Annotated in this window: 31 protein-coding genes and 1 other RNA gene; 15 read left to right on the forward strand and 17 right to left on the reverse strand. The window is 57.6% G+C overall.

Annotated elements, in window-relative coordinates:
* Window positions 1-29 precede the first annotated feature (29 nt).
* Together ACOY6C_RS05210 and ACOY6C_RS05215 are read left to right on the forward strand one after the other, a co-directional pair.
* Window positions 30-1,709, forward strand: a complete 1,680-nt coding sequence (locus ACOY6C_RS05210) for an ATP-binding cassette domain-containing protein (protein ID WP_420904435.1) — start codon at window positions 30-32, stop codon at window positions 1,707-1,709.
* Window positions 1,706-3,019, forward strand: coding sequence for an HlyD family type I secretion periplasmic adaptor subunit (locus ACOY6C_RS05215; RefSeq protein WP_420904436.1), 1,314 nt, complete (start codon window positions 1,706-1,708; stop codon window positions 3,017-3,019). Before ACOY6C_RS05210 ends, ACOY6C_RS05215 begins: the two co-directional genes overlap by 4 nt.
* Window positions 3,020-3,476: 457 nt before the next feature.
* On the opposite strand, the gene ACOY6C_RS05220 is transcribed toward ACOY6C_RS05215, so the two are convergent.
* The 17 genes from ACOY6C_RS05220 to ACOY6C_RS05300 all read right to left on the reverse strand — a co-directional run bounded on the left by ACOY6C_RS05220 (window position 3,477) and on the right by ACOY6C_RS05300 (window position 15,654).
* Window positions 3,477-3,884: a hypothetical protein gene (locus ACOY6C_RS05220; RefSeq protein WP_420904437.1), complete on the reverse strand. Its 408-nt coding sequence runs from the start codon at window positions 3,882-3,884 to the stop codon at window positions 3,477-3,479.
* The gene (locus ACOY6C_RS05225; protein ID WP_420904438.1) at window positions 3,868-4,365 is read right to left on the reverse strand and encodes a hypothetical protein; all 498 of its coding nucleotides are present in this window, start codon (window positions 4,363-4,365) and stop codon (window positions 3,868-3,870) included. The genes ACOY6C_RS05220 and ACOY6C_RS05225 overlap by 17 nt, the downstream gene beginning before the upstream one ends.
* A gap of 36 nt (window positions 4,366-4,401) precedes the next feature.
* Window positions 4,402-4,842: a phage virion morphogenesis protein gene (locus ACOY6C_RS05230; protein ID WP_420904439.1), complete on the reverse strand. Its 441-nt coding sequence runs from the start codon at window positions 4,840-4,842 to the stop codon at window positions 4,402-4,404.
* Window positions 4,839-5,213: a Mor transcription activator family protein gene (locus tag ACOY6C_RS05235; RefSeq protein WP_420904440.1), complete on the reverse strand. Its 375-nt coding sequence runs from the start codon at window positions 5,211-5,213 to the stop codon at window positions 4,839-4,841. The genes ACOY6C_RS05230 and ACOY6C_RS05235 overlap by 4 nt, the downstream gene beginning before the upstream one ends.
* 148 nt (window positions 5,214-5,361) lie before the next feature.
* A complete protein-coding gene (locus ACOY6C_RS05240; protein ID WP_420904441.1) occupies window positions 5,362-6,678 on the reverse strand; it encodes a phage minor head protein in 1,317 nt (438 codons plus the stop codon).
* On the reverse strand, window positions 6,662-8,155 hold the full coding sequence (locus ACOY6C_RS05245) for a DUF935 domain-containing protein (RefSeq protein WP_420904442.1): 1,494 nt from the start codon (window positions 8,153-8,155) through the stop codon (window positions 6,662-6,664). The genes ACOY6C_RS05240 and ACOY6C_RS05245 overlap by 17 nt, the downstream gene beginning before the upstream one ends.
* A gap of 2 nt (window positions 8,156-8,157) precedes the next feature.
* Complete coding sequence (terL, locus tag ACOY6C_RS05250) at window positions 8,158-9,837, reverse strand: phage terminase large subunit (protein WP_420904443.1); 1,680 nt, start codon at window positions 9,835-9,837, stop codon at window positions 8,158-8,160.
* Entirely contained in the window at window positions 9,834-10,406 is a 573-nt protein-coding gene (locus ACOY6C_RS05255; protein WP_420904444.1) for a DUF1804 family protein, read from the reverse strand. The genes terL and ACOY6C_RS05255 overlap by 4 nt, the downstream gene beginning before the upstream one ends.
* A 10-nt stretch (window positions 10,407-10,416) precedes the next feature.
* Window positions 10,417-10,713, reverse strand: coding sequence for a VpaChn25_0724 family phage protein (locus tag ACOY6C_RS05260; protein ID WP_420904445.1), 297 nt, complete (start codon window positions 10,711-10,713; stop codon window positions 10,417-10,419).
* The gene (locus ACOY6C_RS05265) at window positions 10,706-11,164 is read right to left on the reverse strand and encodes a DUF2730 family protein (protein ID WP_420904446.1); all 459 of its coding nucleotides are present in this window, start codon (window positions 11,162-11,164) and stop codon (window positions 10,706-10,708) included. Before ACOY6C_RS05265 ends, ACOY6C_RS05260 begins: the two co-directional genes overlap by 8 nt.
* Window positions 11,152-11,337, reverse strand: a complete 186-nt coding sequence (locus tag ACOY6C_RS05270) for a hypothetical protein (protein WP_420904447.1) — start codon at window positions 11,335-11,337, stop codon at window positions 11,152-11,154. The genes ACOY6C_RS05265 and ACOY6C_RS05270 overlap by 13 nt, the downstream gene beginning before the upstream one ends.
* On the reverse strand, window positions 11,334-11,972 hold the full coding sequence (locus ACOY6C_RS05275) for a D-alanyl-D-alanine carboxypeptidase family protein (protein WP_420904448.1): 639 nt from the start codon (window positions 11,970-11,972) through the stop codon (window positions 11,334-11,336). Before ACOY6C_RS05275 ends, ACOY6C_RS05270 begins: the two co-directional genes overlap by 4 nt.
* A gap of 67 nt (window positions 11,973-12,039) precedes the next feature.
* On the reverse strand, window positions 12,040-12,654 hold the full coding sequence (locus ACOY6C_RS05280; protein ID WP_420904449.1) for a hypothetical protein: 615 nt from the start codon (window positions 12,652-12,654) through the stop codon (window positions 12,040-12,042).
* On the reverse strand, window positions 12,647-13,600 hold the full coding sequence (locus tag ACOY6C_RS05285; RefSeq protein ID WP_420904450.1) for a hypothetical protein: 954 nt from the start codon (window positions 13,598-13,600) through the stop codon (window positions 12,647-12,649). The genes ACOY6C_RS05280 and ACOY6C_RS05285 overlap by 8 nt, the downstream gene beginning before the upstream one ends.
* 145 nt (window positions 13,601-13,745) lie before the next feature.
* Window positions 13,746-14,804, reverse strand: coding sequence for a PDDEXK family nuclease (locus tag ACOY6C_RS05290; protein WP_420904451.1), 1,059 nt, complete (start codon window positions 14,802-14,804; stop codon window positions 13,746-13,748).
* Window positions 14,805-14,869: 65 nt separating this feature from the next.
* Window positions 14,870-15,241 (reverse strand): hypothetical protein, encoded by a 372-nt coding sequence (locus ACOY6C_RS05295; RefSeq protein ID WP_420904452.1) that lies wholly within the window; start codon window positions 15,239-15,241, stop codon window positions 14,870-14,872.
* Window positions 15,242-15,252: 11 nt separating this feature from the next.
* Window positions 15,253-15,654, reverse strand: coding sequence for a helix-turn-helix domain-containing protein (locus ACOY6C_RS05300; protein ID WP_420904453.1), 402 nt, complete (start codon window positions 15,652-15,654; stop codon window positions 15,253-15,255).
* Between the two features lie 105 nt (window positions 15,655-15,759).
* On the opposite strand from ACOY6C_RS05300, the gene ACOY6C_RS05305 reads away from it, so the two are divergent.
* The 13 genes from ACOY6C_RS05305 (at window position 15,760) to ACOY6C_RS05365 (ending at window position 22,770) form a co-directional block, all read left to right on the forward strand.
* Window positions 15,760-15,957 (forward strand): DNA-binding protein, encoded by a 198-nt coding sequence (locus ACOY6C_RS05305; protein ID WP_420904454.1) that lies wholly within the window; start codon window positions 15,760-15,762, stop codon window positions 15,955-15,957.
* A 28-nt stretch (window positions 15,958-15,985) separates the two neighbouring features.
* The gene (locus tag ACOY6C_RS05310) at window positions 15,986-16,249 is read left to right on the forward strand and encodes a hypothetical protein (protein WP_420904455.1); all 264 of its coding nucleotides are present in this window, start codon (window positions 15,986-15,988) and stop codon (window positions 16,247-16,249) included.
* On the forward strand, window positions 16,227-16,532 hold the full coding sequence (locus ACOY6C_RS05315) for a helix-turn-helix domain-containing protein (RefSeq protein WP_420904456.1): 306 nt from the start codon (window positions 16,227-16,229) through the stop codon (window positions 16,530-16,532). Before ACOY6C_RS05310 ends, ACOY6C_RS05315 begins: the two co-directional genes overlap by 23 nt.
* Window positions 16,533-16,537: 5 nt before the next feature.
* Window positions 16,538-17,524, forward strand: coding sequence for a hypothetical protein (locus ACOY6C_RS05320; RefSeq protein ID WP_420904457.1), 987 nt, complete (start codon window positions 16,538-16,540; stop codon window positions 17,522-17,524).
* A gap of 5 nt (window positions 17,525-17,529) precedes the next feature.
* Complete coding sequence (locus tag ACOY6C_RS05325; protein ID WP_420904458.1) at window positions 17,530-17,757, forward strand: hypothetical protein; 228 nt, start codon at window positions 17,530-17,532, stop codon at window positions 17,755-17,757.
* A complete protein-coding gene (locus tag ACOY6C_RS05330; protein WP_420904459.1) occupies window positions 17,751-19,496 on the forward strand; it encodes a transposase in 1,746 nt (581 codons plus the stop codon). The genes ACOY6C_RS05325 and ACOY6C_RS05330 overlap by 7 nt, the downstream gene beginning before the upstream one ends.
* Window positions 19,493-20,656, forward strand: coding sequence for an ExeA family protein (locus ACOY6C_RS05335; protein ID WP_420904460.1), 1,164 nt, complete (start codon window positions 19,493-19,495; stop codon window positions 20,654-20,656). The genes ACOY6C_RS05330 and ACOY6C_RS05335 overlap by 4 nt, the downstream gene beginning before the upstream one ends.
* 16 nt (window positions 20,657-20,672) lie before the next feature.
* Window positions 20,673-20,927, forward strand: a complete 255-nt coding sequence (locus ACOY6C_RS05340) for a hypothetical protein (protein ID WP_420904461.1) — start codon at window positions 20,673-20,675, stop codon at window positions 20,925-20,927.
* Window positions 20,928-20,939: 12 nt separating this feature from the next.
* On the forward strand, window positions 20,940-21,437 hold the full coding sequence (locus ACOY6C_RS05345) for a host-nuclease inhibitor Gam family protein (RefSeq protein WP_420904462.1): 498 nt from the start codon (window positions 20,940-20,942) through the stop codon (window positions 21,435-21,437).
* Window positions 21,438-21,472: 35 nt separating this feature from the next.
* Complete coding sequence (locus ACOY6C_RS05350) at window positions 21,473-21,922, forward strand: hypothetical protein (protein ID WP_420904463.1); 450 nt, start codon at window positions 21,473-21,475, stop codon at window positions 21,920-21,922.
* Between the two features lies 1 nt (window position 21,923).
* Window positions 21,924-21,991, forward strand: an RNA gene (locus ACOY6C_RS05355) — hammerhead ribozyme type II.
* 18 nt (window positions 21,992-22,009) lie between these two features.
* Window positions 22,010-22,429, forward strand: coding sequence for a gp16 family protein (locus ACOY6C_RS05360; protein ID WP_420904464.1), 420 nt, complete (start codon window positions 22,010-22,012; stop codon window positions 22,427-22,429).
* Window positions 22,426-22,770: a Mor transcription activator family protein gene (locus ACOY6C_RS05365; RefSeq protein ID WP_420904465.1), complete on the forward strand. Its 345-nt coding sequence runs from the start codon at window positions 22,426-22,428 to the stop codon at window positions 22,768-22,770. The genes ACOY6C_RS05360 and ACOY6C_RS05365 overlap by 4 nt, the downstream gene beginning before the upstream one ends.
* Window positions 22,771-23,046: the final 276 nt, after the last annotated feature.

The following is a 23,046-nucleotide window of genomic DNA, read 5'->3' on the forward strand; positions in this document are numbered from 1 at the left end:
CACGGGATGCCGGTGCGGACTTTGATGTCATGAAGGAGTTGATGCGTTTTTTGTGGCTGCGACCGGTGCTGGCCATCGAGCTTTTGGCCGCTTCGCTGTTGATCAACCTGCTGGGGTTGGCTTCGTCGCTCTATGTGATCCAGGTGCTCAACCGCTATGTGGCCAGCGGGGTGGATGCCACCCTGATCACCCTGACTGTGGGCGCGGTGCTGGCGATTTTGATGGAAGGGGGATTGCGGCGTTTGCGTCGCGATCTGGCCAACCGGGTCACCAATCCGCCCATGGGTCGGGTGGCTGCTGGTTTTTTCAACAATCTCATCGGTGTGCGGCTTGCTGAACTGATGAGATTGCCCACCGCCGGTCAACGCGAGTTGTTGGGACACCTGGCCACGGTGCAAAAGAGCTACACTCCGGCCACCATCGTGGCGTTGTTGGACATGCCGTATGCGTTGTTGTTCATCGCCGCGCTGTTGCTGATCCATCCATGGATCGCCGCAATCGCGGCCTTTTTTCTGCTTGTCGTCTATCTCCTGACGCTTGTCTCCCAGCATCGCCTCAACAAACCGACCCAGGAGGTCACCCAACTGTCGGCCCGGCATGCGGCGCTCTCCGCCGCCACCCTGTCTGCCGCCGAAACGGTGCGCATTTTCAACGCCGGCGTTTTGTTGCGCAAAAGCTGGTGGGAGCAGACCGTCAAGCTGCATCTGGAGCAGACCCGTCTCATCGACCGGCAGGAAGGATTGCAATCGGTCACCCAGGGGATCGGTGCATTGATGGGGGTGGCGGTGATCGGGGTGGGGGCCAAGCTGGCGATTCTGGGTCAGATGGATACCGGTCTGATCATCGGCGCCAACATTCTGGCCGGTCGTGCCATCGCCCCGTTGCTGCGCAACGCGCAACTGGCCCCGCAGTTGGCCAAGGCGCGTCAGGGGTTGGAGATGCTCGCTCAGTTCGGCAAGCTCCCGTTGGAGAAGGGGGAGGGGGTGATGCCACAAACCTTTTCCGGCCATGTCGAGTTGCAGAGTGTCGGCTTTGCCTGGCCGGGCAGCAAAGGGGTGTTGTTCGAGGCGCTTTCGTTGGCGATCGAGCCGGGAAAGCTGGTGGCCGTGGTTGGGGACAACGGCAGCGGCAAGACCACGTTGTTGCGTCTGTTGTCCGGTGCCTTGGAGCCCAATCGTGGCAAGATTCTGGTGGATGGGATGAATCTGGCGCAACTGCAACCCGACTGGTGGCATGCGCGTTTGACTTGTTTGCCTCAGGAGCCGTTGTTTCTGGAGGCGAGTCTGCGGGAGAATCTGCTCACCGTGCGGCCTGATCTGGACGACAACCATCTGCAAGGGCTGGTCGATCGGGTGGGGTTGCGGCGTTTTCTGAACGAAAGCGATCAGGGGTTGGATCGTCCGTTGACCGAAGCCGGGCAGAAACTCGCGCCCGGCATCCGGCGGCGCATCGCCCTGGCGCGTGCCATGGCGGTGGATGGGCGGTTGGTGTTGCTTGACGAGCCGTTGGAGGGGATGGACGGTGAGGGGCGCAAGTTGATGCTTGAGTTGATCAAGGGTTGGATCGCCGAGGGGCGGGCGGTGGTGATGGCTTCCCATGATTTCAATGCCGCCCAAGTGGCGGATGTGGTGGTGGATCTCAACGTCAAGCCGACGCCCATGGTGCGCAAGGCCGAGGCGCGTCCGGCACGGATCGGGGGGCCGGCATGAGCGTCGTGGAGAACCCGGTTCCGCCCTTCGGGGAGCTGGATATCGACTCCGCGCGGGCCTCGAGGCGGTTTTTGTGGGCGGTTTTCGTGGTGATCGCGATTCTGTTGGCCTGGGGTCATCATGGCACGTTGGACATCATCAGCATCACCCAGGGAGAGGTGGTTCCTTCGTCGCTGGTCAAGAAGGTGCAGCATCTGGAAGGGGGGATCGTGCGTGAGATCCTGGTGCGCGAGGGGCAGGTGGTGCAGCGCGATCAACCCTTGCTGGAGTTGGAATCGACCGCCTCGGGAGCGGATGTGGGTGAGTTGAAGGCGCGAGTCACCGCGTTGCAGGTGGAGATCATCCGACTGGAGGCCGAGGCGGCGGGGAAGGATGAGTTGCAGTTTACGTCCGAGCAGATCCGTGAGTTTGGCGAGCAGCGGGTGCGGCAGGTGAAGGAGCAGTTTCAGTCGAGGCGTGTGAACCTCAAGAATGCCATCACCGGACAGTCCGAGAGCGTGGTGCAGCGTCAGCACGACATTCAGGAGATTCAGGCGCGGTTGCGCAACGCCCAGAAGCGTTCCGGACTCTTGAAGGAGCAGGTGGATATCAGTGAGAAGTTGTTGAAGAACGACATTTCCAGCCGATATGGTCATCTGGATTTGTTGAAGGAGTTGAGTTCGGTGCAGAGTCGCATCGAGGAGGACACTTCTGCGGTGGCGCGGGCTGAGGCGATGTTGAAGGAGGCCAATGCCCAATTGAAGCTGGTGCGCAGTCGTTATGACGAGGAGGTGAGCAAGCAGCTTGAGACTGCGCGGCGTGATTTGATCGAGCATCAGGCTCGTCTGGGCAAGTTCGAGGACAGTTTTCGGCGTACTCAGGTCAAATCTCCGGTGCAGGGGGTGGTCAAGAGTTTGAATGTGGCCACGTTGGGTGGGGTGATTCGGGCTGGCGAGACGATTCTGGAGATCGTGCCCGAGGGGGATGAGTTGGTGATCGAGGCCAAGTTGCCGATTCACGATATCGGGTATGTTTCGGTTGGGCAGCCGGCCAAGATCCGGTTGATCTCTTCGGATGCCGCCCGGTTTGGCGAGTTGAACGGGCAGGTGGTGAATGTGAGTCCGGACACCTTCGTGATCAAGGAGGGCAATCCTTTCTACAAGGTGCGGGTGAAGATCGAGAGTGCTTCGTTTGTCAGTCGGGGGCAGAGTTATCGGTTGGTGCCTGGGATGATTTTGCAGGTATCGATTTTGACTGGCCATCGTTCGATCTTGGAGTATCTGTTTTCACCTCTTTTCAATGCCATGCATGCTGCGTTGGGGGAGCGGTAGGGGGAGGGCAGGTGGGTAGGCGGGTAGGCAAGCAAGGGTTGAAATTGTTGTGGGGGACGGGGGGCCGAAGGCCCCCGGCAGAGGTTCGGAGACGGAGTCTCCGAGGTGTTGCTTTTGACTTTGATCTTGTTTTTTGACTTTGATTTTGTCTTCTGACTTTGATCTTGTTTTTGCTTTTGCTTTTGGCGCGCTCTACAAAAAAGCGTTTTTTCGCGTTTTTTGCGAAAAAACGCTGCGCGCAGCCTTGGCTGCGGGAACGTTTCGCGTTTTTTGCTGATCCGGAACGTGATAAATGACCGAGAAAATGCACGATAAATTCCGGGAAGAGTCGGGAAAATCCGGGAAGAAACGGGACCGGCGTGCAAAGGCGTTGCGCATGATGCAACGGATGGAATCGGCAAATTTCAAGGCTAGGACGTGACGGATGATTTTTTGTAGACCGCAGTGTCCCGTCTTGTCAAGGGGGGTTGCCGTAGGGCTTTTTCTGATCCATCCCGAGGTTTGATTCAAGGTCTTGGCGCAACTTGCGGATCATTTCGAGATTTTTGGCCAACTGCTCCTCCGACATGGGTGGCTCGGGCAGCGACATGACGGCTGCTCTCGGGGGGAGATGATCCAACAAGATGGCGGGGGTCGGCCACTGATAGTGCACGCGCGTGAGCGCAATAAACGCCTGTCTGATCCGGAGGCGATCCAGATTCTCAGTCCAGTAGATCGGTGCACTCAATATCGCTTCCAGCCAGACCTCAGCAACAAATTCAATGACATCAGCCGCAGGATATCCAGGAAGGCGCAAAAGTACGCATTTGGATAGTCCAAGGGCAATTTCTTCGCGCAGCCATGACAAATCACGCCCTTCCGCCACGCCCGAACTCCATGAGTCTGTCCACGGCTGCCATAGCTCTTGATGGTGGTATTCCACCTTTTGGCGATTCAACCATGACCGGATTGGTGGTGACATTGCTTTCCTGCTGACCTGCAAGATCGTAAGCCACTATAATCAAATAGTTATGATTGGTCAGTGGGCGCGATATCTTGTCGCGTCGATCTTGCATCTGGGCCATGGCGGCGGCCCAGACAGATGGCGGACAGATGCGGCACGGTCGGTGATCATGGGTTACGTCGCCGGAAGAGATCAGGACGCGCAACGCATTCAAACGACGTTTGACTTGTGACCATGACAGTCGCGATTTTGCCGGCCTGAACAAAGAGAGATAGCGCCACGCCTCTTCCCGGATTTCAGCAGGCAAGGAGGCATGAATCGCTAATATTTCACGGTAATCCTCATCAATTTTCCATAGTTCGGCAGATGCCTGACAACCGCATGATGGACAGGTAAGCAACATGTTCAATATCCGATTAACGTCTTCATGAGACCATCTTTACCCAAAATCACCGATGTATCTCCCGAGAATATCCATGATCTCCTCCGTGTCGTCGGCAGCCAGGGCCAGGAATGGACGTGCCGGAATGGTCACGGCCCGGTTGCGCCCTGCCTGTCCGCCAAACTGGTGAATCGCGGCATAGGCCGTATTCGTCCCCATGGTGGCCGACAAGGCATCCGAGGCGGTGGTGATCGATGCGGCCAGTCTGCCGGTGTCCTGAAGAATCTTGCCTCCGGATCTTCTGTTCGCCGTTGACGGCGCCCATGGTATCCATGGAGGGCGTCCTTCCTGGGCGAAATTTTCCTCCACCGCGAATCCCATAACGCCGGCGATCTGTCGGAATGGCGCGGACATATCTGTGCTGCGACCAAGCAACCGGTCCAACGCCGATTTGACTTGGGCGTCATCGATCACCACCCGGATCAGGTCGTCACTCACGGCATGGAACTCAAAATGGCGTAAATCTGCCGCTCGGTCAGGTTGTTGTCGAGCGCCAATTGGCGCACTCCGGTGCCTGCATCATAGCGGCGAATGATTTCGCGATTGCGTTCCCGACGCAGCAGTTGCGCGTTACGCACCACAGTCAAGGTTTCGCCACCGAAGTACTGTGACAGCTTGCGCGCCTGCTCGAATCCCAGCAGCGTCACCAGTTTATGCTGCACGCGCATTTTGCGAGGCACAAAAACCCGCGTTCCTCCGCAGTTTTCGACCAGATGCATGGCTCCCTCACGACCGATCGCATCGGCGATCTCTTGCAGGGATTCAGGCAGATCATCGTGTTCTGGGGTTTGTTCATTCAGGGCAAGCATGGCGGCTCTCCTTTTTGCTTTCAAAGGTTCATGGAAACGGCTATATTCATTCTTGATCGGGGCGGGTTTCAGAGTCGTGAGCGGGAACGATAACTCTGACTCCTTGTGCCGGTGGCCCCCGCGCCTACCGGGCGCACCTAACCCCCGATCATTTCTTCCAGATCAACTCTCCGGTTCGCTGCTTATTGAGTTCCGTATCTTTCATGCGGATGATGTTCCACAGCACGCTGCCGTCGCGATTCTCCCGGACCACGGATAGCAGGTCTCTCTGATCTCGGAATAGTCCAATGAACCTCCGCCTGTAACCGTCCTCATAAGCGGTCAACCAGACTTCAAATGGATTTTCCAGCGTGGGGACGATGTATTGAGCGTAGCGCTCTCGCGTCTGATCGCGTTTGGCCACCAGATGAGGCAACCATTCGGCGCGAATCACCACCGGATCGACAGGTGTGTTGATCACCCTCATGGGTTGGCCGTCGCCCACCTTGAGGGTAGACTTCAGGATTGCCAACGCCTCGGTCGTATCTGCGCCTTTAGTCAATAATTGGGGGGCAGGCAGGCGGAAACCATCCCCGACATCGCGCAGATCCGGGCGTCCGTAGTCGCGCCAGTTTTTTTGACCGGGCAGAATCCGGATGCAGTTTCCCGGATGCCGCTCCGCAAAGGAGAATCCGCCCGGACAATCCGGCTTCAAGGCGTTCTTGTCCCACGCTGCCAGGCTTTTGCCGGGGTTGTAATCAAAGCCGGGGTCGGGAATGAACGGCTCGTTCATGCCGGGCAGGCGCAATGCCACGGTTGGCGCCAGAGGGTCATCAGATACCGGCAGGCGAGTCAGGTATTTTCTGGAGTCCTCGACCTGCAACCCTTCCCGATCGAGTCTTAATCCGGACAGTGCCCGCACCCGGCAGCGACACCGAAACCCGTTGGGCGGATAGATGTGTCCCCAGACCGGATCGTCAAAGCGGAACACCTTGCCGTGCAGTGCGCGATGGGCGGCACGGGTGCGCGAGTCCATCACCGCCACGTATTGCCAATAAGGGCGATCATCCGCGTTGGCGATCATCTGCTGGTGGCGGCCCCTCATGTAGGCGGTTTGCAGATTGGTCCGAAAGATGGTCTCCAGCCGTCTCGGGCTGCCGAGTTGCACGATATGTGGTTTTCCGTCCGGGCCGATCATCTCTTGTTGGCCCCACCAACCCTTGGCCTTGAGTATCCCTTCCAGATCCTTGGCAAAGAGACGTTCGGTGCGGCCCTCCTTGATGGCGCGCTCCAGGGCAGTGCGAATATCGGCCAGGATGTCGAGGCTCATGGCCTTGGCGACCGTGAATTCCAGGGCGTGTTCCTGACTGGTCATGTCGCGCCAGCTCCAGGTGATCCTGTTGCCTTTTCCGGTTACGGCCTGGATGGCCTCGTCGAAGGGTAACGGGAGCACGAATGAGAGCGGCTGATTATTCGGCGCCGACATCGCTACGCCCCCACGCCATTCCTGCCGTCATCACCTGATCCAACAGGGCCATCAGCCCGCGATAATCCATCTCCGGATACAGCTCCCCCAGCTGAATCATCAACTCTTCCGGGGTCAGACCGTTTTGCAGGCGTTCCAGTAACGGTTTGAGCAGCGCTGCCGCCGCATCCTGGAGTTGCGTACCGAAATCGAACGCATCCACGGCCTGTTGACCGGCAGGATGATCCAGCTCCGCGAACTGGTGTCCGCTCGCAGGGGAAGGCGGAATGGTATCGCTCTCCGCTTTTTGGGTGGGTTTCTCTTCCCAATCACCGCCGAACACCTCTTCCAGATGCTTGCGGGTTGGGCGATAAGGGGTGATTTCGGTCAGGATTTTTTCGCGTTCGGCGCGCCGATTCAGATCCTCGTGTTCGTCCGTCATGAAAACGAGTCGAGGCGGTCTGGCACCAGGGTAATTCCATTCGGTCAACCAACTCGCCACGCTTTGATTGAACGATGAGGCGATCATGTTGCCATCGGAGCGCACCACCCGATTCAGCATCCGTTCGTGAACCTCAGCCTGGGAGAGCGAGGAGCCGTCCTCCAGAGTCATGGTCTGGGTGGTGATGATCCGGGCAATCGCATTGTTCATCAACGCGGTCAACCCTGCGTAATCGCCGCGCCCGCCACTTTTTTCCATCTCCAGTAGGCGCACCATCATACCCTGGGGGATGATGATGCCGGACTGGCTTTGCAGCGAGGAGATGCTTTGGAGCAGACGGCGCTTGTCCTCGTCCGAGGCTGCGGCAGAGTATTCGCCGATCACGGTGGGTTGCGCGAACTTGTCGAGAAAACTCATCCAGGCGCGCACGCCGTTGCGTTTGAACCAAGTGGGCCAGTAAAGCCAGTGGGCCAAACCGAGGCCGTAGGGCTCGTCGTCATTGTCCGCGCCCTGGCGGAAGTGCCAGAATTTGCGTTCCGGAACCGGTTCTCCGGTGGGGTTTTGGGAGGTAAGCAGACGCAGCGAACCATCCGGAGCGAAACCGAAACGGCGCTGCTTGCGAACCTTGATCGCTTTGAGAATCACCTGGTTGTCCGCGACCTCCCAGATGCATTCGCCCACGGCAAAGCCGTAGAACACCCCGAACAGCATTTTGTCGGTCACGCCGTCCAGATCGATCGCCAGGAGGATCTCTTTCAAGGAGTCCGCTGCTTTGCGATCCAGCGCCGCCGTACCGCCCGGCTCCACGCGCCATTCGGTGCTGGTGAGAGCCAGCCGCCGTTGCGCGAAGGCCGATTGCACCATGTCATCACGCAACACCTCGTCATAGATGGCCAGATTCGACGCACCCTTGGCGCGCAGAATCGTGTCCTGGGAGGTGAGGATCGGCAGGAAATCGACATAGCCGCGTGTGATGTCCCGGCCATTCTGAATGGTGGCGATCGCATCGAGTTCCGGGCGTTGATCCTGGATGACAGGCCGTTTCGTGTCGCTCATGATCAGACATACCCCCACGTGTCGATGCGTCCGCCGACGGCGCCAAAACCCACCCCGTCCAGCTCAACCGAAGGCGGCATATCCGCCGTGGCGCGCGGTCCGGCAGCCCGAAATTCAATCGGGACGCTCCCCTTCCAGGCAGCCTCCCACAACATATGCAGCGCATCCGGTCCGTCGTCGTGATCGGCCTTTGGGAAGTGACGCAACTGCTCCAACAGCGTGGTTTGGGACGGGTGAAATAAAATTTGGCCGCGTGCGATGTAGGGTTGCAGGGATTCGATGCGCAGCATCTTGTCGGTGTGCGGTTTGACCGGCATGGCGGGCACCGGAATGCCGCGCTGATTCGACCGTTTGATCAACTCGGCGTAGAGCATCATCTGGAACTGCACGGCTTCGATCACCCATAGCACGCAGCCGTAGCGCGCCTGCAACGCGATGATCTCCTCGATGATTCGATCCGGCACCATGCGGGCGATACGCGCCTCGATCACCATCAGACTCCCTTGGCGACGGTTCACGCCACCCACCAGGATGGCGCACGGATCCCGACCGGCGCCGTGCAGACCCAGGGAGGGATCGCAGGCGCCGAAGAACACCCACTCCGGATCCGGTGTGTTCCAGAACTGCAACACCCCCTTGCCGGAGAACGGGTTTTCTTCCCCGGAGACCGGATCATTCTGCTGTTCGGAGTCGAACGCTTTGTGACCGTCCGTCGCCCGTCGCACCATCAAGGCGTACAAAGGCCGCGCCTGGGGCCAGGAGACCTCGGCGCCCTCTTGCATGGATGTAGCGCGCGCGTCGTAAAACGCCTGGGCTGCCGCCGTCCCCTCGTTGAGAAGGAGCGCTTCCCACTGGTCCCAGAGCTCCATGCGCTGGGGCCAGGTGATCACCGACCGGAACAGCTCGGAGCGCCACAGAGGATTCTGCCGCAACCGGGAGAGCACCGAGTCATAATGCAGCACGGTGCCGATGATGATCAGATCCATGGAGCCGTCCGCCGCGCCGAGGTAAAGCACTGTTTGACGCAGCCAGTTTTCAAGCTTGTCGCGTTGCTCTGGTGAGCGAACGTTTTCATCGTTTTCAAGGTCGTCGCAAATGACCAGATCCGGACGGTTTGGCCCGTGAGACAGGCCGCGCATCCGTTTTCCACTGCCAAATGCCTGGATCTTGCGGTTGTTGCGGGTCAGGATCACCCCGGTCTGCCACACCTTGCCGATGCCGGTTTCGTCTGACCAGTCGCGCGTCAGACGCGGGTTGACCTCCAGTTCCGCCTTGATCGCATCCAGCAGGGCGATGGCCTGATCCGCGACATCGGCCACCAGACAGACATAGTGCTTGCGTCCGGTCAGGACCGCCCACAACGTCAGGATCTTGCAGGCGATGGTGGATTTTGCCTCGCCGCGTGGTGCGGCGAGGACCAGCCTGCAGCCGTCCCGGGCGTCGAGCGCCTCCGGCAGCTGGCGATAGAGCCAGTCGTGCATGCGGCTGTTCGGCATGCGGATGTAGTGGGGAAAATAGGTGCGCGCAAAGAACTCCAGATCCGAGCTGGCCCGTTGCCGACGCGCCGAACTGTCTGCCGCGTCTGCGTCGAAACCCTCCACATCCGTCTGGATGCGTGCGCGCCATTCGGCGACGCTTCGGGCATGATCGGTGAGGAAACGATCCGGAGAGCCGCGTTTCATGCCGGATACTCCTTGGCCAACACCGCACCGAACGGCTCCAGAACCTCCAGAATCGCCGGAGCATGTCCTGGAAATCGCTCCTGAACGAACGTCATCAGCCGGTCGAGAATTTTTTGCGCCTCTTCCAGGTTCGGCGCCGAGACCGTGGCGCGCCACCGTTTCTGTATCACCGACGACCGCGCCACATTGGCCATGGAGTTGGCCACGCTGGCCAGAATCCGCGCCCGTTTTTCCGGATCCGTGGTTTCGTCGCTGTCGCGCAGATTCAACATCAGGCGGAAGGCGTCGGCTTGCAGTGATGCCAGGGTGGCCTCGTTGAGCACCCCCTCTTGATCACCGTTCTGGGCGACAAACTCCTTGGCCCATTCGGTGGCCGCGCGCATGGCCTCCAGTTTCTTCCGCAAATCCTGTCCGTGGCGATGCAGTGCGGATTTGCTGATCTCGTATCCGCGCGTGCGCATCTCCTGCTCCAGAACGGCATAGCCGGAGTAGTTCTCGGCCTGGAGCACCTCATCCAGCCACATCCGGACATGACCCGGAAGTGCCGCAACCTTGCCACGAGCAGGCACGGCACCCTCCTTAAGGATCCATCCGGCGCACGCCGGGGATCTGTTGCAGGCCGTTGGCAACATCCAACCCGGCCTGGGTGAGACGCGCGATCAGCAGTTCATCGATGTCGTCGAGCGTGACCAACCGTTCATCGCGCAGCCATTCGAGTTCGGCACGCAGGGCAACGTGCGGGCATCCGAAACCCATGGTGAGCAGAAACTCACCGATGATCGGCGTCCCGGCCCGATAATCCGCAGCCGCTTTCAGGGCTTGCAGAATGAACATCCGGCGCGTCTCGGACATGCGCAGATCAAACGATTTACCCATCGCTCCCGCTCCTCATGTGGTGTTCCAGCAGCAGCCCGAGCTGCCGGTCCATGCGATTCAAGACATCGTGCAGGCCGTTGACCTTTTCGGTCATGGCGCGGATATCGCCTGACACATTCGATATCCGGTCATGCATCACGCCAGACAGATCGGAAATGCGGTTGTTCAGGACGCCGGACAGATCCGAAATGCGCACATCAACCTTTTTCAGATCATCTCGAGTCGGCAGGTGGTGGAGGGTGGTTTCGACCGAGACGATCCGCTCCTCGATGGCGACATCGGCGGCGCGGAGTTCGTCGATGGCCGTGACGAACTCCTCACGCGGCACCATGCGCTGTTTGAGCGACCAGTACCCCCAGCCGACCACGCCGGAGACCAGCGTGGTCAGGAGTGGCCACCATTTGAGCAGCCACTCCATGCTCCCCTCGGTCTCCGCGATCACCGGCGGCACGGCGGCTCACCCGGATCCTTGGCGTTGTTGACGTTCAAGGCCAGGAAATCGATCAGACGGTAGGCATACCAGAGCGTCGAGCCTTGCTGCGGGGTCGGGGTGATGGCCGCGATCGCCGAGGCGGTGGCGATCACCGGGGGGGCAACCGTGGTGATGAGATCGAAAATGCTCATGTCTTGTCTCCTTGAGTGGATGATTGGAACAACGGAAACCCTGCCTCGAACCGCTTGCGGATCAAGGACAAAGGTGGCAGCGAGAGCAGTTGGTAATGAGGAGGATCGGAAAAGCTCTGCCAGAAGGCGCCGCACTCAAGACCGCAGTGCTTGCCGATTCTGGCGGCGTCCAGATAAGGGTCGGCGTTTTGCAGGTATTTGCCACTGGAGAAGAGGCCAATATCGAAGGCCACGCCGAAGTTGTGGAACGAGTTGCCGCCGGTGGCGCGAGTGACCACCGCGCCGGCCTTGGTGCGCCCCTGACTGTAAAGGGCGTTCTGTTGGGCGTAGGAGCGCATGCCGCACAAGACGCGCGCGTCGAGACCGTTGGCGCGCAGTGCGGTCAACAGACCGCGGCACAAGCGTTGTGCATCCGGGTGCAGGGTGAAGATCTCGCGTTCGCTGCGGGCGTCGAAGCTGCCGAAGGCGTTGGCGATTCCGGTCGAGACCGACTCGAAGCGCACCGCCGCCGCGCGGGTTTTGGGTCCGAGGAGCCCGTCCAGCGCGCCGGCGTAGTGACCCAGCCCCTTCAAAAAACGCTGAAGGTGCTGGGTGTCGTGGAAGGCAGGGGAGGAGAGTATCGATTGAGTGTCCATGCCGCCAGTATAGGGGCGGCATGGAGGGAGGTCTTTTAACGTGGGTTAGAAAAGCAGATGGAAACGATCAATGAATCTGTGTGGTGGGAGGCTGTATGAATTCGTTGTATTTATCGAGGGCGTCAAGAGGTTTGTATTCTTTCTCTCGGGCCTCCTTTAATGCCTTAATCAACTCGATTTGAGCCCTTTTATCGCGGTCATGGTCTGAAATTCTTGTTTTCTGGCGCGACAATTCTTGCGACAAAACAAAGAGTGCCAGCAGAAATGCCGAGGAAAAATATACCGTGCTCCCTGCCGCAAAGATCATAGCGAACCTTAATAAGTCGTCTCCCTTGAACATTGGAGCAGCCAGACACACCAAAATAGACACAACCACTACCATGGCCATCCTAAATAATCGTCCAGATAGTTGCTCAACAATTTCTGTCAATTCAAACCGCAACTCCCGATCCAATTGTTCCATCTGTCGCAATTCGTGCAGGCGCGGATTAAGAGCAAAGATGACGCCAAGAACAGCAAAATGCAACCCAGGCACGTATCTTACCCATTCAGCAAGTCGGTCAAGGTCATTTAAATGCAAGATCTGACCCGCAAGAAATTTGAACCATATCCAGGGAAAAAGCGCGCCCCAGACTCCAACGACAAGGAATGAATTCAACCATTGCCTTGATTTTTCAGCCATGGATCGTTTCTCCGGCTACCAGTTCCTCAAGCCACCGTTGCATCTTCGGGAACAGATCGTTCTGCACAATCTCACCATTACGAGTCTCCACCGAAATTCTTTTTGACTGCCGTAATTGGTTTCCGGAAATTGTGCCTACTCCTGGAACGATCAATTGCGTCCCTTCCGCGTCCATCCTGCTGACCATTCTTGATAATTTGTCCAGGAGATTTTGCCCGGTTGAACTTGTTGAGCGGTTATAGGTAACAACAACATCCACAACCAAATCGTCCGCTCCCACACGTTCCAGATCCAATGTCGCCAACCGCTCAACCCCCAACACGGAAGCAATGATTCTTGACCCTCTTCCCTGAACAGAAAATTGTTCCTTGTCACTCTTGCGATGCTCCATATCAACCGATTCGGAGAGCATATCTGATCGCAATCTCAAGCTCTTGACGTTTTTCTCGTTCAGGATGCGCGCAATGTCCGGGTCTGGTTCATCCAGCAGGCGGACCAACTCTTTGATGTTGGCGCGATGTAACCACCAGTTGAGATAATCCTCGAACTGACGCGCTTGCAAACTGGAGGATTGCAACAAAATGACATGATTCCCACGGATACCATAATACAGAATCGCATCCAAAAATTCACGCCTTAAACCTTCATCCGAAGAGGTCGGTGCAATCTGGCCAACATCCATGGCCGTGACACTGTTCATGACCGTCATTAGTAATCTGTTGGCGCCACTTTCAAAAGACAGGAAATTTCCGAACTCCATGCCAATCTCGCTTAAATGATGATTGATCAGACGCTTGCTCTTCCCTTCCTCATCCATATCCTGCCATCGATCTTCCACGTATCGATATTCGTTTAACAATCTCTCAAGCAGCGATTGGAGGGTGTAACCCCGTTGCGTAAGAACCGCTTTCCTGTAATGGAGCGTCTTTGATTTACTCTCGCGCATTTCAAATTGTTCCTCATAATAATTGGGTTATTCAGGATTTGCTCTGATTTCGGACGCGATTCATAACATGGATATTATTACAGTTATACTTACGTTCACGATTGGCCCCTGATGCCAGTGGCCGGCGGGCATCACGGGCCATGCGTCAGAGGTTTACTCCTGCCTCGTTGTCTTTGGAAGCAAATTCTGGATCAATCCACTCTAGATTTCTAAGAGTTCGCAGGATTGCCTCCCTGCTGAGGTCGTCTTTTGGTGTCAGATGAATGATCCGATAACCAAGTTTCTTGCATAGACGCTTCTTTTTTTCGTCTCTGGCGCGTTGATGTTTAAAACATTCATCTCCGTGCCAGTGATCGATCTGTCTAAAATGCTGCTCACCTTGATATTCAAATCCTAATTTCCTGCTTGGTATCCAGACATCAATTTCTAACCCATCTAATTCTTTGCCTCGATATCTTCGTGTAGCGTGCTCCTTTCCGAAGATATTACAGAGAGACCTGTACATTATTTCTTCACTGACGCCTATCGATCCAATCGGTTTAAAACCTAATCTTTGCCGTAATTCTTGTTCGTTTTCTCCTGAAATTCCATTATATTGCATGAACTTGCTATAATATAACGAGCTAAAAAAGCTCTCTGGATTGCGTTGAAAGCGATCTTTATGAAGAAATGGAAGTTGTTCTAATTTTTCAATGATACCGCATTGAATTCTTTCGCGAACAAACCATACACCTAACCATGCTTGAATACTTCGAGTCTTGCCATATGGAATTTCCGCCATGCCACAGACGGCTACATCTCCAGGCAAGACGGAAACATATCCTACAGGAGGACGATCAAAAGCTACAGCAAAATTTCCGATACTGCACGGTCCGTCACTTACAAAGTCCAACGGCTCTAGAAACTCTTTGCGCAAATGTCTGTAATTGATAGCTTTTACGCTATAGATATCAAATCCGTATTTAAGGCAGAATTGAGCATCAATCTCTTCTGGAGGCAGTTTCCCCCCAGTCTGATATATTAAATGTCTTCCTGGAAATAAAATGGAATTGGATGTTTTTACAAGTTTTGGAAGAGGTGTTCTGACAATTGGTTCACCGTTTAATTCAAGGATATCAAGCAATTTCTGACGAAACAGCCACCGCAAATCTTCTTGATAGTTGATACTGTATGATTTTGTGATATCAACCGCATCAAACAGCAAATCAGTCCATCGCATAGGCGGTTAGACCCCATCAGTTATCGGATCAAAGATGGGCGAAAGAATATTTACCTTGATTCTATCAAGAGAATTTCTTTTGCCTTTTCAAAATCTCCTCGTTGTATATCTTCTAATCTCCGAACTTTTAAGGATATCTTTGTTTTTTCCCAAAGTCTGTTCCTGGTCTCGCCAGACTTTCTCTCTGCCTCGCTCACCAAAGCGGACAAGATGGTGCGTTGCTCTTCGGTAAGCGGCAACGACTGTTGATACCTCCACCAACCTACGCCAGCCATCAATACCAGTATTACCCCGACCACAGACAGGAGATGAATTTTGCGCAACCGCCTCACAATTGATTTCTGTCGTCGCTTTGGAGAGGCTTCTGGCTGGGTCTCAGTCTGAAACAGGTAAACCAAATTGTCTTTGGTAGTGTCGTCCATATCCATACCCTTCATGCGGCACGTATCAGATGCATGATCAAATCCTTGTCGCGAGGCTTCTCTGCATCGTCCTGGTAGGCGGTATACACCGCCAAAATAATATTCGCCTTTTTTTCCGGAGTGGTTGTTCGCTTGGTCGCAATCAAAGCCTCTTCCACTACGGCAATCGACCACGCTAGCAACTCACGATTTGGCATCCTTACTATCGTGTTTGATCTGACGCCAGACAGGATGTACTGCACGTCGGCACCAATGGTGTCAATTGCTGCAAGATATCCAGCGTCAGGCAATCGTTCCCCGGACTCGTACCGAACTTGCGATCCAAGGCCAACCCCCGCTTTCTCTGCAAAATCAGTTTGATTAAAGCCCAGTCGCTTTCGCTCCGATCGCAGACGTTCGAAAATTTCTACCATATGGTAAAAATCCTATTGACAAAATTTTACCGTTCGGGATAATTTATCCAACACAAAAGCAGCACAAACCACGCACAATAAACACCAGAAAACGGAGAACACGCCATGCCTGACAACCCGGATCTCAAGGAGATCAAAGAGCGTAATTTCCGCGCACGCGGACTCACCGTCAAGAGCTGGGCCAGTATGAACGGCTTCCCGGTTGAAGCGGTTTATCGGGTGCTCAACGGACAACTTAAGGCCAATTTTGGACGCGCCCACCAGATCGCCGTCGCCCTGGGCATGAAGTCCGTCGCCGCCTAATCCATTCTCAACCCCAAGAGAAACCACCATGACCACGCATGAACCATTCACTGAACCAAAAGTCCCCGCCTTGCAGGGCCGTCCGGAGCACTATCGCACTCGCGCCACAAAAATCACCACCATCGCCTTGTCGATCAACCAGTGGGCCGATCGGCTCCTGCGGGAGTTCGACGTGGATGAGGATGAGATCTTGTGTGGCATCTGTCTGGCCCGCATGGGCCGGCAGGCTGGCCTTGGCGTAACGAACTCCTGCGATTCCAGGTGCATCCATGGCCACGATCCAAAGCGTTGATAAGGCGTTGAGCGTCTTGAATTACATCCTGGTCCAGAACTTCGTGCACGGCGTGCCGCAGCACCGCATCGCGGCGGCGCTCGGGCTGAGCGCGAGCAATGTCAGCCGCTACATCGACGAGTTGAAACGGCACGAGCTGATCGAATCCGTGGCGGATACCGGACATGTGCGGGCCTCGCATCGCCTGGCGCGGGCAGCGGCCACCATCCTCGACCACATCAACCAGGCGCGCGACCGGCTGGATCGCTCCGTGGCGCGCATCACCACCCCGATCACGGAGTAACCCGCATGAGCCAGAACACCACCCCCACCCGCCGTGGCCGCCCGCCCGCAACCCCGGTCGAGGCCACCCCGGAGCTCCAGACCCCCAATCTACCCGTGCTCGCCCAGGCCGTCAACGAACTGGCCGGCGCCGAGGCGGTGATCATGGATTCGTATGAGGTGATCAAGCAGATCGGGCGGATCGAGGCGTTTGAATTTACGAAACACGTTTCGGATGTAGCGCTTGCCCAGACGTTTGAGAGAATCAAGAACAGTAAGAAATACAAAGGTCTTCCATATATCGACCGTGATGGAAATACGAAACATGTTTCGGATTTGGAGGAGTTTTGCGAGGTATTCCTCGGGAGAACCGCTCGTAGGGTGCAACAACTCTCCCAGAACCTCAACCTGCTCGGTTCCGAGCTGTACGAGCGCGCCGAGGTGATCGGTTTCAAGTCGCGCGACTACGCGGCGTTGAAGGCGCTGCCCGAGGCGGACCAGGAGGTGATCAAGACGGCGATGCAGGCCGAGGATCGGGAGCAGGTGCTGGATCTGTTGCAAGAGATGGCCGCGCGCCATCAGCGCGATAAGGAGGCGGCGGCGCAGATCAAAACGCAGCTGGAGAACACGCTCAAGGCCAAGGATCAGGTGTTGGCCAGCCGTCACCAGACCATCGATACGCTGCAACAGGAAATTGCCAAACGGGATGCCATCACGCCGGACGCCAAGGAGAGACAGCGCCTGGAGAAAGAGGCGGCGCTGTTGAGCAAGTTGCGCTATGCCTCGGAGGCGCTCTTCGGGCGCATCGCCCATTTTTCCCAGACCATCGCCGATCTGCAAGGCGCATGCGAATCCGAATCGATGCGTCACGCGGTCGAGAGCACCGTCTCCTGGCTGTTTCAGAACATCCACGAAATCGCGTTGCAACACAACTTGCCGGTCGATTTCCAGCGTCTGGTACATCCGCCCTGGATGGACACCGATGCCGGCTCCGAACCCGAGGCGCTGGGGTGATCGCCATGGAGCGTGCCATGCTCAACCGCTTTGCCCATGCCCGTGTCACCGCCCGTTTTGAGCGCGGATTCCTCGCATCTCGGCTTGGCTGGGCGCCCTATCTGGATGAGATCGGGCTCTTGTCTGCCGAGACCATGCCGGACGGGTTGTTTGTCAGCGAGCAGGAGGCGTTGCATGCCGGGGAGCGGTATCGTCAGCGTTGCCAAAAAAAGTTGGAGGTCGCGCCATGCTGAACGAGATGGTTCGTCTGGAGATCCTCAACCGCGTGGCCACCGAGCATGCGCGTGCCGGATGGCGGGAGAAGGGTGCGATCATCGATGCCGGAGCGGAGCAGCTCGGATGTTCCCGGCAAACGGTGTTTCGCTGGCTGGCGGACGATCTGGATTACGTGCCGGGTCGCGACCGCAAGCCGCGCACCGACAAGGGCAGCACCGCACTGGACGATAACAGCCTGTTTACCATCGCCGGGCTGGTGCACGCCTCGCGGCGCGGCACCGGCAAGCAACTCCTCTCCATGAAGGATGCAAAACGGGTGGCCATCGCCAACGGCATGGAGGTGCCGGTATCGGTGACCACCATCTCCCGGCAGCTGCGGCATCTCGGGATGCACCCTTGTCAGTTGGCCGCGCCCACCCCGCACGGCACGCAGCAGTCGCGCCATCCCAATCACGCCTGGTTCGTGGATGCCTCGCTCTCCGTGCTCTACTACTTAGGCGACAACACCCTGGAGGCGATGAACGAAGAGGTGTTCTACAAGAACAAGCCTCACAACTTCCAGGCGATCGAAAAGAAACGTTTGAACCGCTATGTGGTGGTGGACCACTACAGTGGCGCGTTCTACCTGGAATACCGGTTGGGTGGCGAGAGTCAGGAGAACATCTCCGAGGTGTTCATGAACGCCATCCGCGCCCGGCCCGGCGATCCTTTCCACGGTGTGCCGTTTTTGTTGGGCATGGATCCCGGCTCGGCCAACATGTCCCACGCCTTTTTGAACCTGTTGCGCAATCTGGATGTGAAACCCCTGGTGCATCTGCCGGGCAACTCGCGCGCCAAGGGGGTGGTGGAGGTGATGCAGCGCATCGTGGAACAGGGGTTCGAGTGGCGCTTGCGGCACGAACCGGTCAACAGTCTGGGGCATGTCAACCTGCTGGCCCGTCGCTGGTCCCTGGATTTCAACCGGACCATGGTGCACACCCGCCACGGTCAGAGCCGGTTCGATCTCTGGTCCACCATCACCCCGGAGCAGATGCGCCCGGCGCCGGGTCTGGAGCTGCTCAAGGAGTTGATGACCAGCACGGCGGTCAAGCGTCGCGTGGACGATGATCTGACCCTCTCTTACAAGGTCAAGGGGTGGAGCCGCCAAGACTACGACGTGCGCCACGTGCCCGGCGTGATGGTGCATGAAAAGCTGCTGGTGCGGGTCAGTCCCTACCGCGCCCCGGCCATCGATGTGCGTGTGCCGGATCTGGAGCCGGAGGCCTGGTTCACCGTGCAACCCGTGGCCCGGAACGAGGCCGGTTTTGCCGAGCATGCGGCCATGTTGGGCGAGGAGCACAAGGCCATGCCCGACACCCTGGCCGACAAGGCGCGCAAGGCGTTGAACGCGGCGGCTTACGGTGTGAGTGATCCGATTGAGGCGGAAAAGCGCCGCAAGCGCAACCAGCCGGTGATGGCTGGAAAGATCGATGCCTATGCCGATCTGCTGCCGGCGCCGGCCTTCTCGCCGGTGGCCGAGACGCCCGGAAAGCGGCTGGCGGTGCTGGCTCTGCCGCCCGTTGCCGTGCCGTTGGACACGGTGAGCGCCGCCATCCGGCTGCGCGAGCGTCTCGGGCGCAACCTGGATGCGCAGGAGTTCCAGGTTCTGGTGGCACGCCATCCGGAGGGGGTGCCGGAATCGGCCCTGGATGGCTTGTGCCTGGAGTTCTCACGGACAGCTGCTCCGCGTCTGATGGCGGTGGGAGGTGATGCATGAACGGTTTGCCGGCATTTCTCTTATCCAGAGGCAGAACACAACGCGATCTGGCGCGCGCGGTCAACATTTCCGATGCCGCCATCTCGCAACTGATCAACCACCACCGCTGGCCGGTCAAGCAAGGCGCACTCTGCGCCGGACGCATCCGCGACCAATTGACCCAATGGGGCGCGGACGAGCCGACCCTGGCCGCGCTGTTTGCCTCCCAACCCCAACCCCAACCCTCAAACCATCCCACACCCCAACCCGACAAGGAGGAGACCGTGTATCTGCGTCATCAACGACTGCATCCGGAGACGTGCAAGCGATTGAGACTCTTTCGCGATCCGTTCAACAACGACATCAACGCCGCCGACGATCTGTTCCTGACCCCCGATGCCCACTATGTGCGCGAGGAGATGATCCAGGCGGCCAAGAATGGCGGTTTTCTCGCCGTGGTCGGTGAGTCCGGCAGCGGCAAAAGCACCTTGCGCCTGGATCTGTTGGACCGCATCCAGCGCGAACGCCAGTCGATGATCGTCATCGAGCCGTCGTGTCTGGGCTCCGAAGAGACGAGTGCCGCCGGGCGGGTGGTGCGCGCCGATGCCTTGACCGAGGCGATCCTCACCGCGCTCGACCCTGCCGTGCGCCCCAAACGCGGCCTGGAGGCCCGGACGCGGCAGATTCGCGAACTGTTGATCCGGAGCACGGATGCCGGGTTCAAACACCTCCTGCTGATTGAGGAGGCGCATGGACTCTCCAAGACCACCTTGAAACACCTCAAGCGTTTCAACGAGTTGCGCCAGGGATTTGCGCGTCTGTTGGGCATTGTTCTGATCGGCCAGCCGGAGTTGATGACCAAGCTCAATGAACGCTCCGCCGAGGTGCGCGAGGTGGTGCAGCGCATCGATATCGTCGAGTTGCCGCCGCTCGGCGACGCACTGGAGGCCTATGTGGCCCATAAGATCAAACGGGTCGGCCATGAGGCGGGCAACCTGATCGAGCCCGGTGCCTATGCCGCCATGCGGGAGATCCTGACCGACGCCAAGAGCGGGGTCTCGCGCGTGTTTCCGTTGGCCATCAACAATCTGGTGGTGGCGTCCTTGAATCTGGCCGCCGGCATCGGTGCGAACAAAGTCACGGCAGACGTGGTGCGTCAAGCCCTGCGTGAAGCGCGTTGAAGGGAGGATCAAAAAGATGATCGGATTCGAATGGCTTGCCAATGTTCTCGATGCCCGCCGGGTTGTGGTCGTCATGGGGCGGCGTCGCTCCGGGATGACCGCTCCGGAGATCGCCCGCACCCTCGAATGGACCGTGCCACATGCCGAGCGGATTCTCGACCGACTCATGCAACGCAACCAGGTGATCGGCTTTTCCCGGCGTGAGTGTTCCGCGACCGGCTATCCCCGCACCCAGTTCTGGCTGGCGCGGCTGTTTCCCCACCCCATGTAAGGAGTTCTCTCGATGAGTACGCGCAGCAAACCGGAAATCCAATGGGTCCGCGATCTGGACCATGCCAATCAGATCCTCGGCGAGATCGCGGGCATCAAACGGTCGATCAAGGATGCCGAGATCGCCCTGAATGCCGAAATCGACGCGGCCAAAACCAGGACCGAGGCTTTGGTCGGCCCCTTGAAAAAACGCCTGGCCGAGATGGAAAGCGGCGTCGCCTTCTTTGCCACCCACAACAAGGATGCCCTGTTCCGGGGGAAACGCAGCCTGGAATTGCTCTTCGGCGTGCTCGGTTTCCGCCGCTCCACCGAGCTGAAACCCAAAAAGAGCTGGGCCAACGTTCTGGAGAAACTGAACCAACTGGCCTTCAAGAACGCCATCCGCGTCAAGCAGGAGCCGGACAAGGAGGTTCTTTCCCAATGGAGCGACGAGGCCCTGGTCCTGGTCGATGTGGCGCGGGTGGAGAAGGATCTTTTTTATTACGAAACCAAGCAGGAAGAGGTTGCGTGAGCAAGTTACCCTCAATCAGCCAAAGGAGTGAAACCATGAATGAGCAAAACAGTAACCCGGAACATGCGGCGGCGCTGACGAAAGAGGTGGAGGAGAATCATGTTCAGGTGATCCAGGAGATCCGTGAGTGGAAAGCCAAAAAGAACAAAGTCAAGATTTTGATCCGTGAGACCCGGAAAGAGTTGCGCACGATAAAAAAGAATAAAAAACATGCGCGCCGTTATCTCAAGCAGCTGAAACGGGATCTTGCCTGTATCAACGATGACATCGGGTTGGCCAGTGAGCTGGGTCCCTTCGTTGATGAGCCTGTCATGCAGTGCGCGAACCTGACGCCAACGGTGCCAGATGATTGCGCGCATCAGGAGGAGCCGACGGGTTATCCGCATCTGCGGCTGGAGCGGTGCAACGTCGATGATTCGGATAAAAGCATGAATCCCCAGTCGGTGACCTCTGCGAGCAAGCAGGAGTACGGGATTGAGGTGTGATGTGCGAAACCGCCCCACCACTGGGGGCGGTCGTCAGGGGTGGTGCCCTGGCCTGATGAGCAGCCACAAGCAACAGGAGATTGATCGATGAACCCATCCAACAGGAGCCGCCTGATTGCCGTGATCCATGTGGCCAAGCGCGATCTGCACCTGGACGAAGCCGCCTATCGGGATGCCTTGAGTGCGGCCACGGGCAAGGATTCGCTCAAGGTGATGACCGAGGCGGAAATGCACCAGGTCATCGATCACTTCACCGCCTTTGGATTTCAGGTTCAGGGGCGCGCCAAGCAGGTTATCAAGCCGGATCCTTTGACCGGCAAGATCCGCGCGTTATGGTTTTCTTTGAAAGATGCCGGCAAGTTGCGCAACAGCTCCGAGGAGGCTTTGCGTGCTTATGTGGTGCGCATGACGGGTGTCGAGACGCTCAACTGGTGTTCGGTGCCGCAGAAGATCATGCTCATCGAGTCCATGAAAAAATGGTTGGCACGTCCAGGGGTGACCTCATGAGCCGCGATCAGATGCCCGAGATCTTGAGTGATCTTGCCGACCGTACCCAGGCGCTCCTTGCCGATTTCGGGCTGGAGGCCGAGGCCGCCGAGCAGATCGGCTTTGCCCTGGCCGACGAGATCGCCGCATCCTGGGGCGGGCAGCCGATTTATATCGCCAAAGGCACCCGGTTCCAGCTCTCCAAACGCGACCTCCAGATTTTTGATGAGCAGCGCGCCCTGGGCATCAACGGTCTGGCAAAAAAATACAAGCTCTCGGTGCAACGCGTCTACAAGATCATCGCCCGCATCCGCCAGGAGCGAATCGCCAGCCGCCAGAAAACGCTTCCTTTCGGGGAATAGCGAAAATAACGGCATTCAGGGCCATATTCTTGCCGGGCATGGCTCCATGCCCGTCCTCGCCTAAAAAGCGGCTGCAAACCGTTTTATAAAGCTTTATAAAACAGGTTTTCGATAATCTTTCCGATCCGCCGTCCCTCTCTTCTTCGCTCGTTTACCTTGGAGATCCCGAAGGGGGGTTCAGGGTTGGAGGGGCGAGGTGTTCCCCCCGTCATGCAAGTTTGCAATCCGCTTTAAAAGATATTCCCGCCAAACCCCTCGTACTGTATGTCAGGCATG

Origin of the sequence: Candidatus Magnetaquiglobus chichijimensis, from assembly GCF_045865675.1 — a bacterium.
GTDB lineage: Bacteria > Pseudomonadota > Magnetococcia > Magnetococcales > Magnetaquicoccaceae > Magnetaquiglobus > Magnetaquiglobus chichijimensis.

Bases quoted from the DNA above. Each gene is read 5' to 3' on its own strand.
- ACOY6C_RS05210 (WP_420904435.1), top strand. From the start codon at position 30: ATGAAGGAGTTGATGCGTTTTTTGTGGCTGCGACCGGTGCTGGCCATC.
- ACOY6C_RS05215 (WP_420904436.1), top strand. From the start codon at position 1,706: ATGAGCGTCGTGGAGAACCCGGTTCCGCCCTTCGGGGAGCTGGATATC.
- ACOY6C_RS05225 (WP_420904438.1), bottom strand. From the start codon at position 4,365: ATGTTGCTTACCTGTCCATCATGCGGTTGTCAGGCATCTGCCGAACTA.
- ACOY6C_RS05235 (WP_420904440.1), bottom strand. From the start codon at position 5,213: ATGCTTGCCCTGAATGAACAAACCCCAGAACACGATGATCTGCCTGAA.
- ACOY6C_RS05240 (WP_420904441.1), bottom strand. From the start codon at position 6,678: ATGTCGGCGCCGAATAATCAGCCGCTCTCATTCGTGCTCCCGTTACCC.
- ACOY6C_RS05245 (WP_420904442.1), bottom strand. From the start codon at position 8,155: ATGAGCGACACGAAACGGCCTGTCATCCAGGATCAACGCCCGGAACTC.
- terL (WP_420904443.1), bottom strand. From the start codon at position 9,837: ATGAAACGCGGCTCTCCGGATCGTTTCCTCACCGATCATGCCCGAAGC.
- ACOY6C_RS05260 (WP_420904445.1), bottom strand. From the start codon at position 10,713: ATGGGTAAATCGTTTGATCTGCGCATGTCCGAGACGCGCCGGATGTTC.
- ACOY6C_RS05270 (WP_420904447.1), bottom strand. From the start codon at position 11,337: ATGAGCATTTTCGATCTCATCACCACGGTTGCCCCCCCGGTGATCGCC.
- ACOY6C_RS05275 (WP_420904448.1), bottom strand. From the start codon at position 11,972: ATGGACACTCAATCGATACTCTCCTCCCCTGCCTTCCACGACACCCAG.
- ACOY6C_RS05280 (WP_420904449.1), bottom strand. From the start codon at position 12,654: ATGGCTGAAAAATCAAGGCAATGGTTGAATTCATTCCTTGTCGTTGGA.
- ACOY6C_RS05285 (WP_420904450.1), bottom strand. From the start codon at position 13,600: ATGCGCGAGAGTAAATCAAAGACGCTCCATTACAGGAAAGCGGTTCTT.
- ACOY6C_RS05295 (WP_420904452.1), bottom strand. From the start codon at position 15,241: ATGGACGACACTACCAAAGACAATTTGGTTTACCTGTTTCAGACTGAG.
- ACOY6C_RS05300 (WP_420904453.1), bottom strand. From the start codon at position 15,654: ATGGTAGAAATTTTCGAACGTCTGCGATCGGAGCGAAAGCGACTGGGC.
- ACOY6C_RS05305 (WP_420904454.1), top strand. From the start codon at position 15,760: ATGCCTGACAACCCGGATCTCAAGGAGATCAAAGAGCGTAATTTCCGC.
- ACOY6C_RS05310 (WP_420904455.1), top strand. From the start codon at position 15,986: ATGACCACGCATGAACCATTCACTGAACCAAAAGTCCCCGCCTTGCAG.
- ACOY6C_RS05315 (WP_420904456.1), top strand. From the start codon at position 16,227: ATGGCCACGATCCAAAGCGTTGATAAGGCGTTGAGCGTCTTGAATTAC.
- ACOY6C_RS05320 (WP_420904457.1), top strand. From the start codon at position 16,538: ATGAGCCAGAACACCACCCCCACCCGCCGTGGCCGCCCGCCCGCAACC.
- ACOY6C_RS05325 (WP_420904458.1), top strand. From the start codon at position 17,530: ATGGAGCGTGCCATGCTCAACCGCTTTGCCCATGCCCGTGTCACCGCC.
- ACOY6C_RS05330 (WP_420904459.1), top strand. From the start codon at position 17,751: ATGCTGAACGAGATGGTTCGTCTGGAGATCCTCAACCGCGTGGCCACC.
- ACOY6C_RS05335 (WP_420904460.1), top strand. From the start codon at position 19,493: ATGAACGGTTTGCCGGCATTTCTCTTATCCAGAGGCAGAACACAACGC.
- ACOY6C_RS05340 (WP_420904461.1), top strand. From the start codon at position 20,673: ATGATCGGATTCGAATGGCTTGCCAATGTTCTCGATGCCCGCCGGGTT.
- ACOY6C_RS05345 (WP_420904462.1), top strand. From the start codon at position 20,940: ATGAGTACGCGCAGCAAACCGGAAATCCAATGGGTCCGCGATCTGGAC.
- ACOY6C_RS05350 (WP_420904463.1), top strand. From the start codon at position 21,473: ATGAATGAGCAAAACAGTAACCCGGAACATGCGGCGGCGCTGACGAAA.
- ACOY6C_RS05360 (WP_420904464.1), top strand. From the start codon at position 22,010: ATGAACCCATCCAACAGGAGCCGCCTGATTGCCGTGATCCATGTGGCC.
- ACOY6C_RS05365 (WP_420904465.1), top strand. From the start codon at position 22,426: ATGAGCCGCGATCAGATGCCCGAGATCTTGAGTGATCTTGCCGACCGT.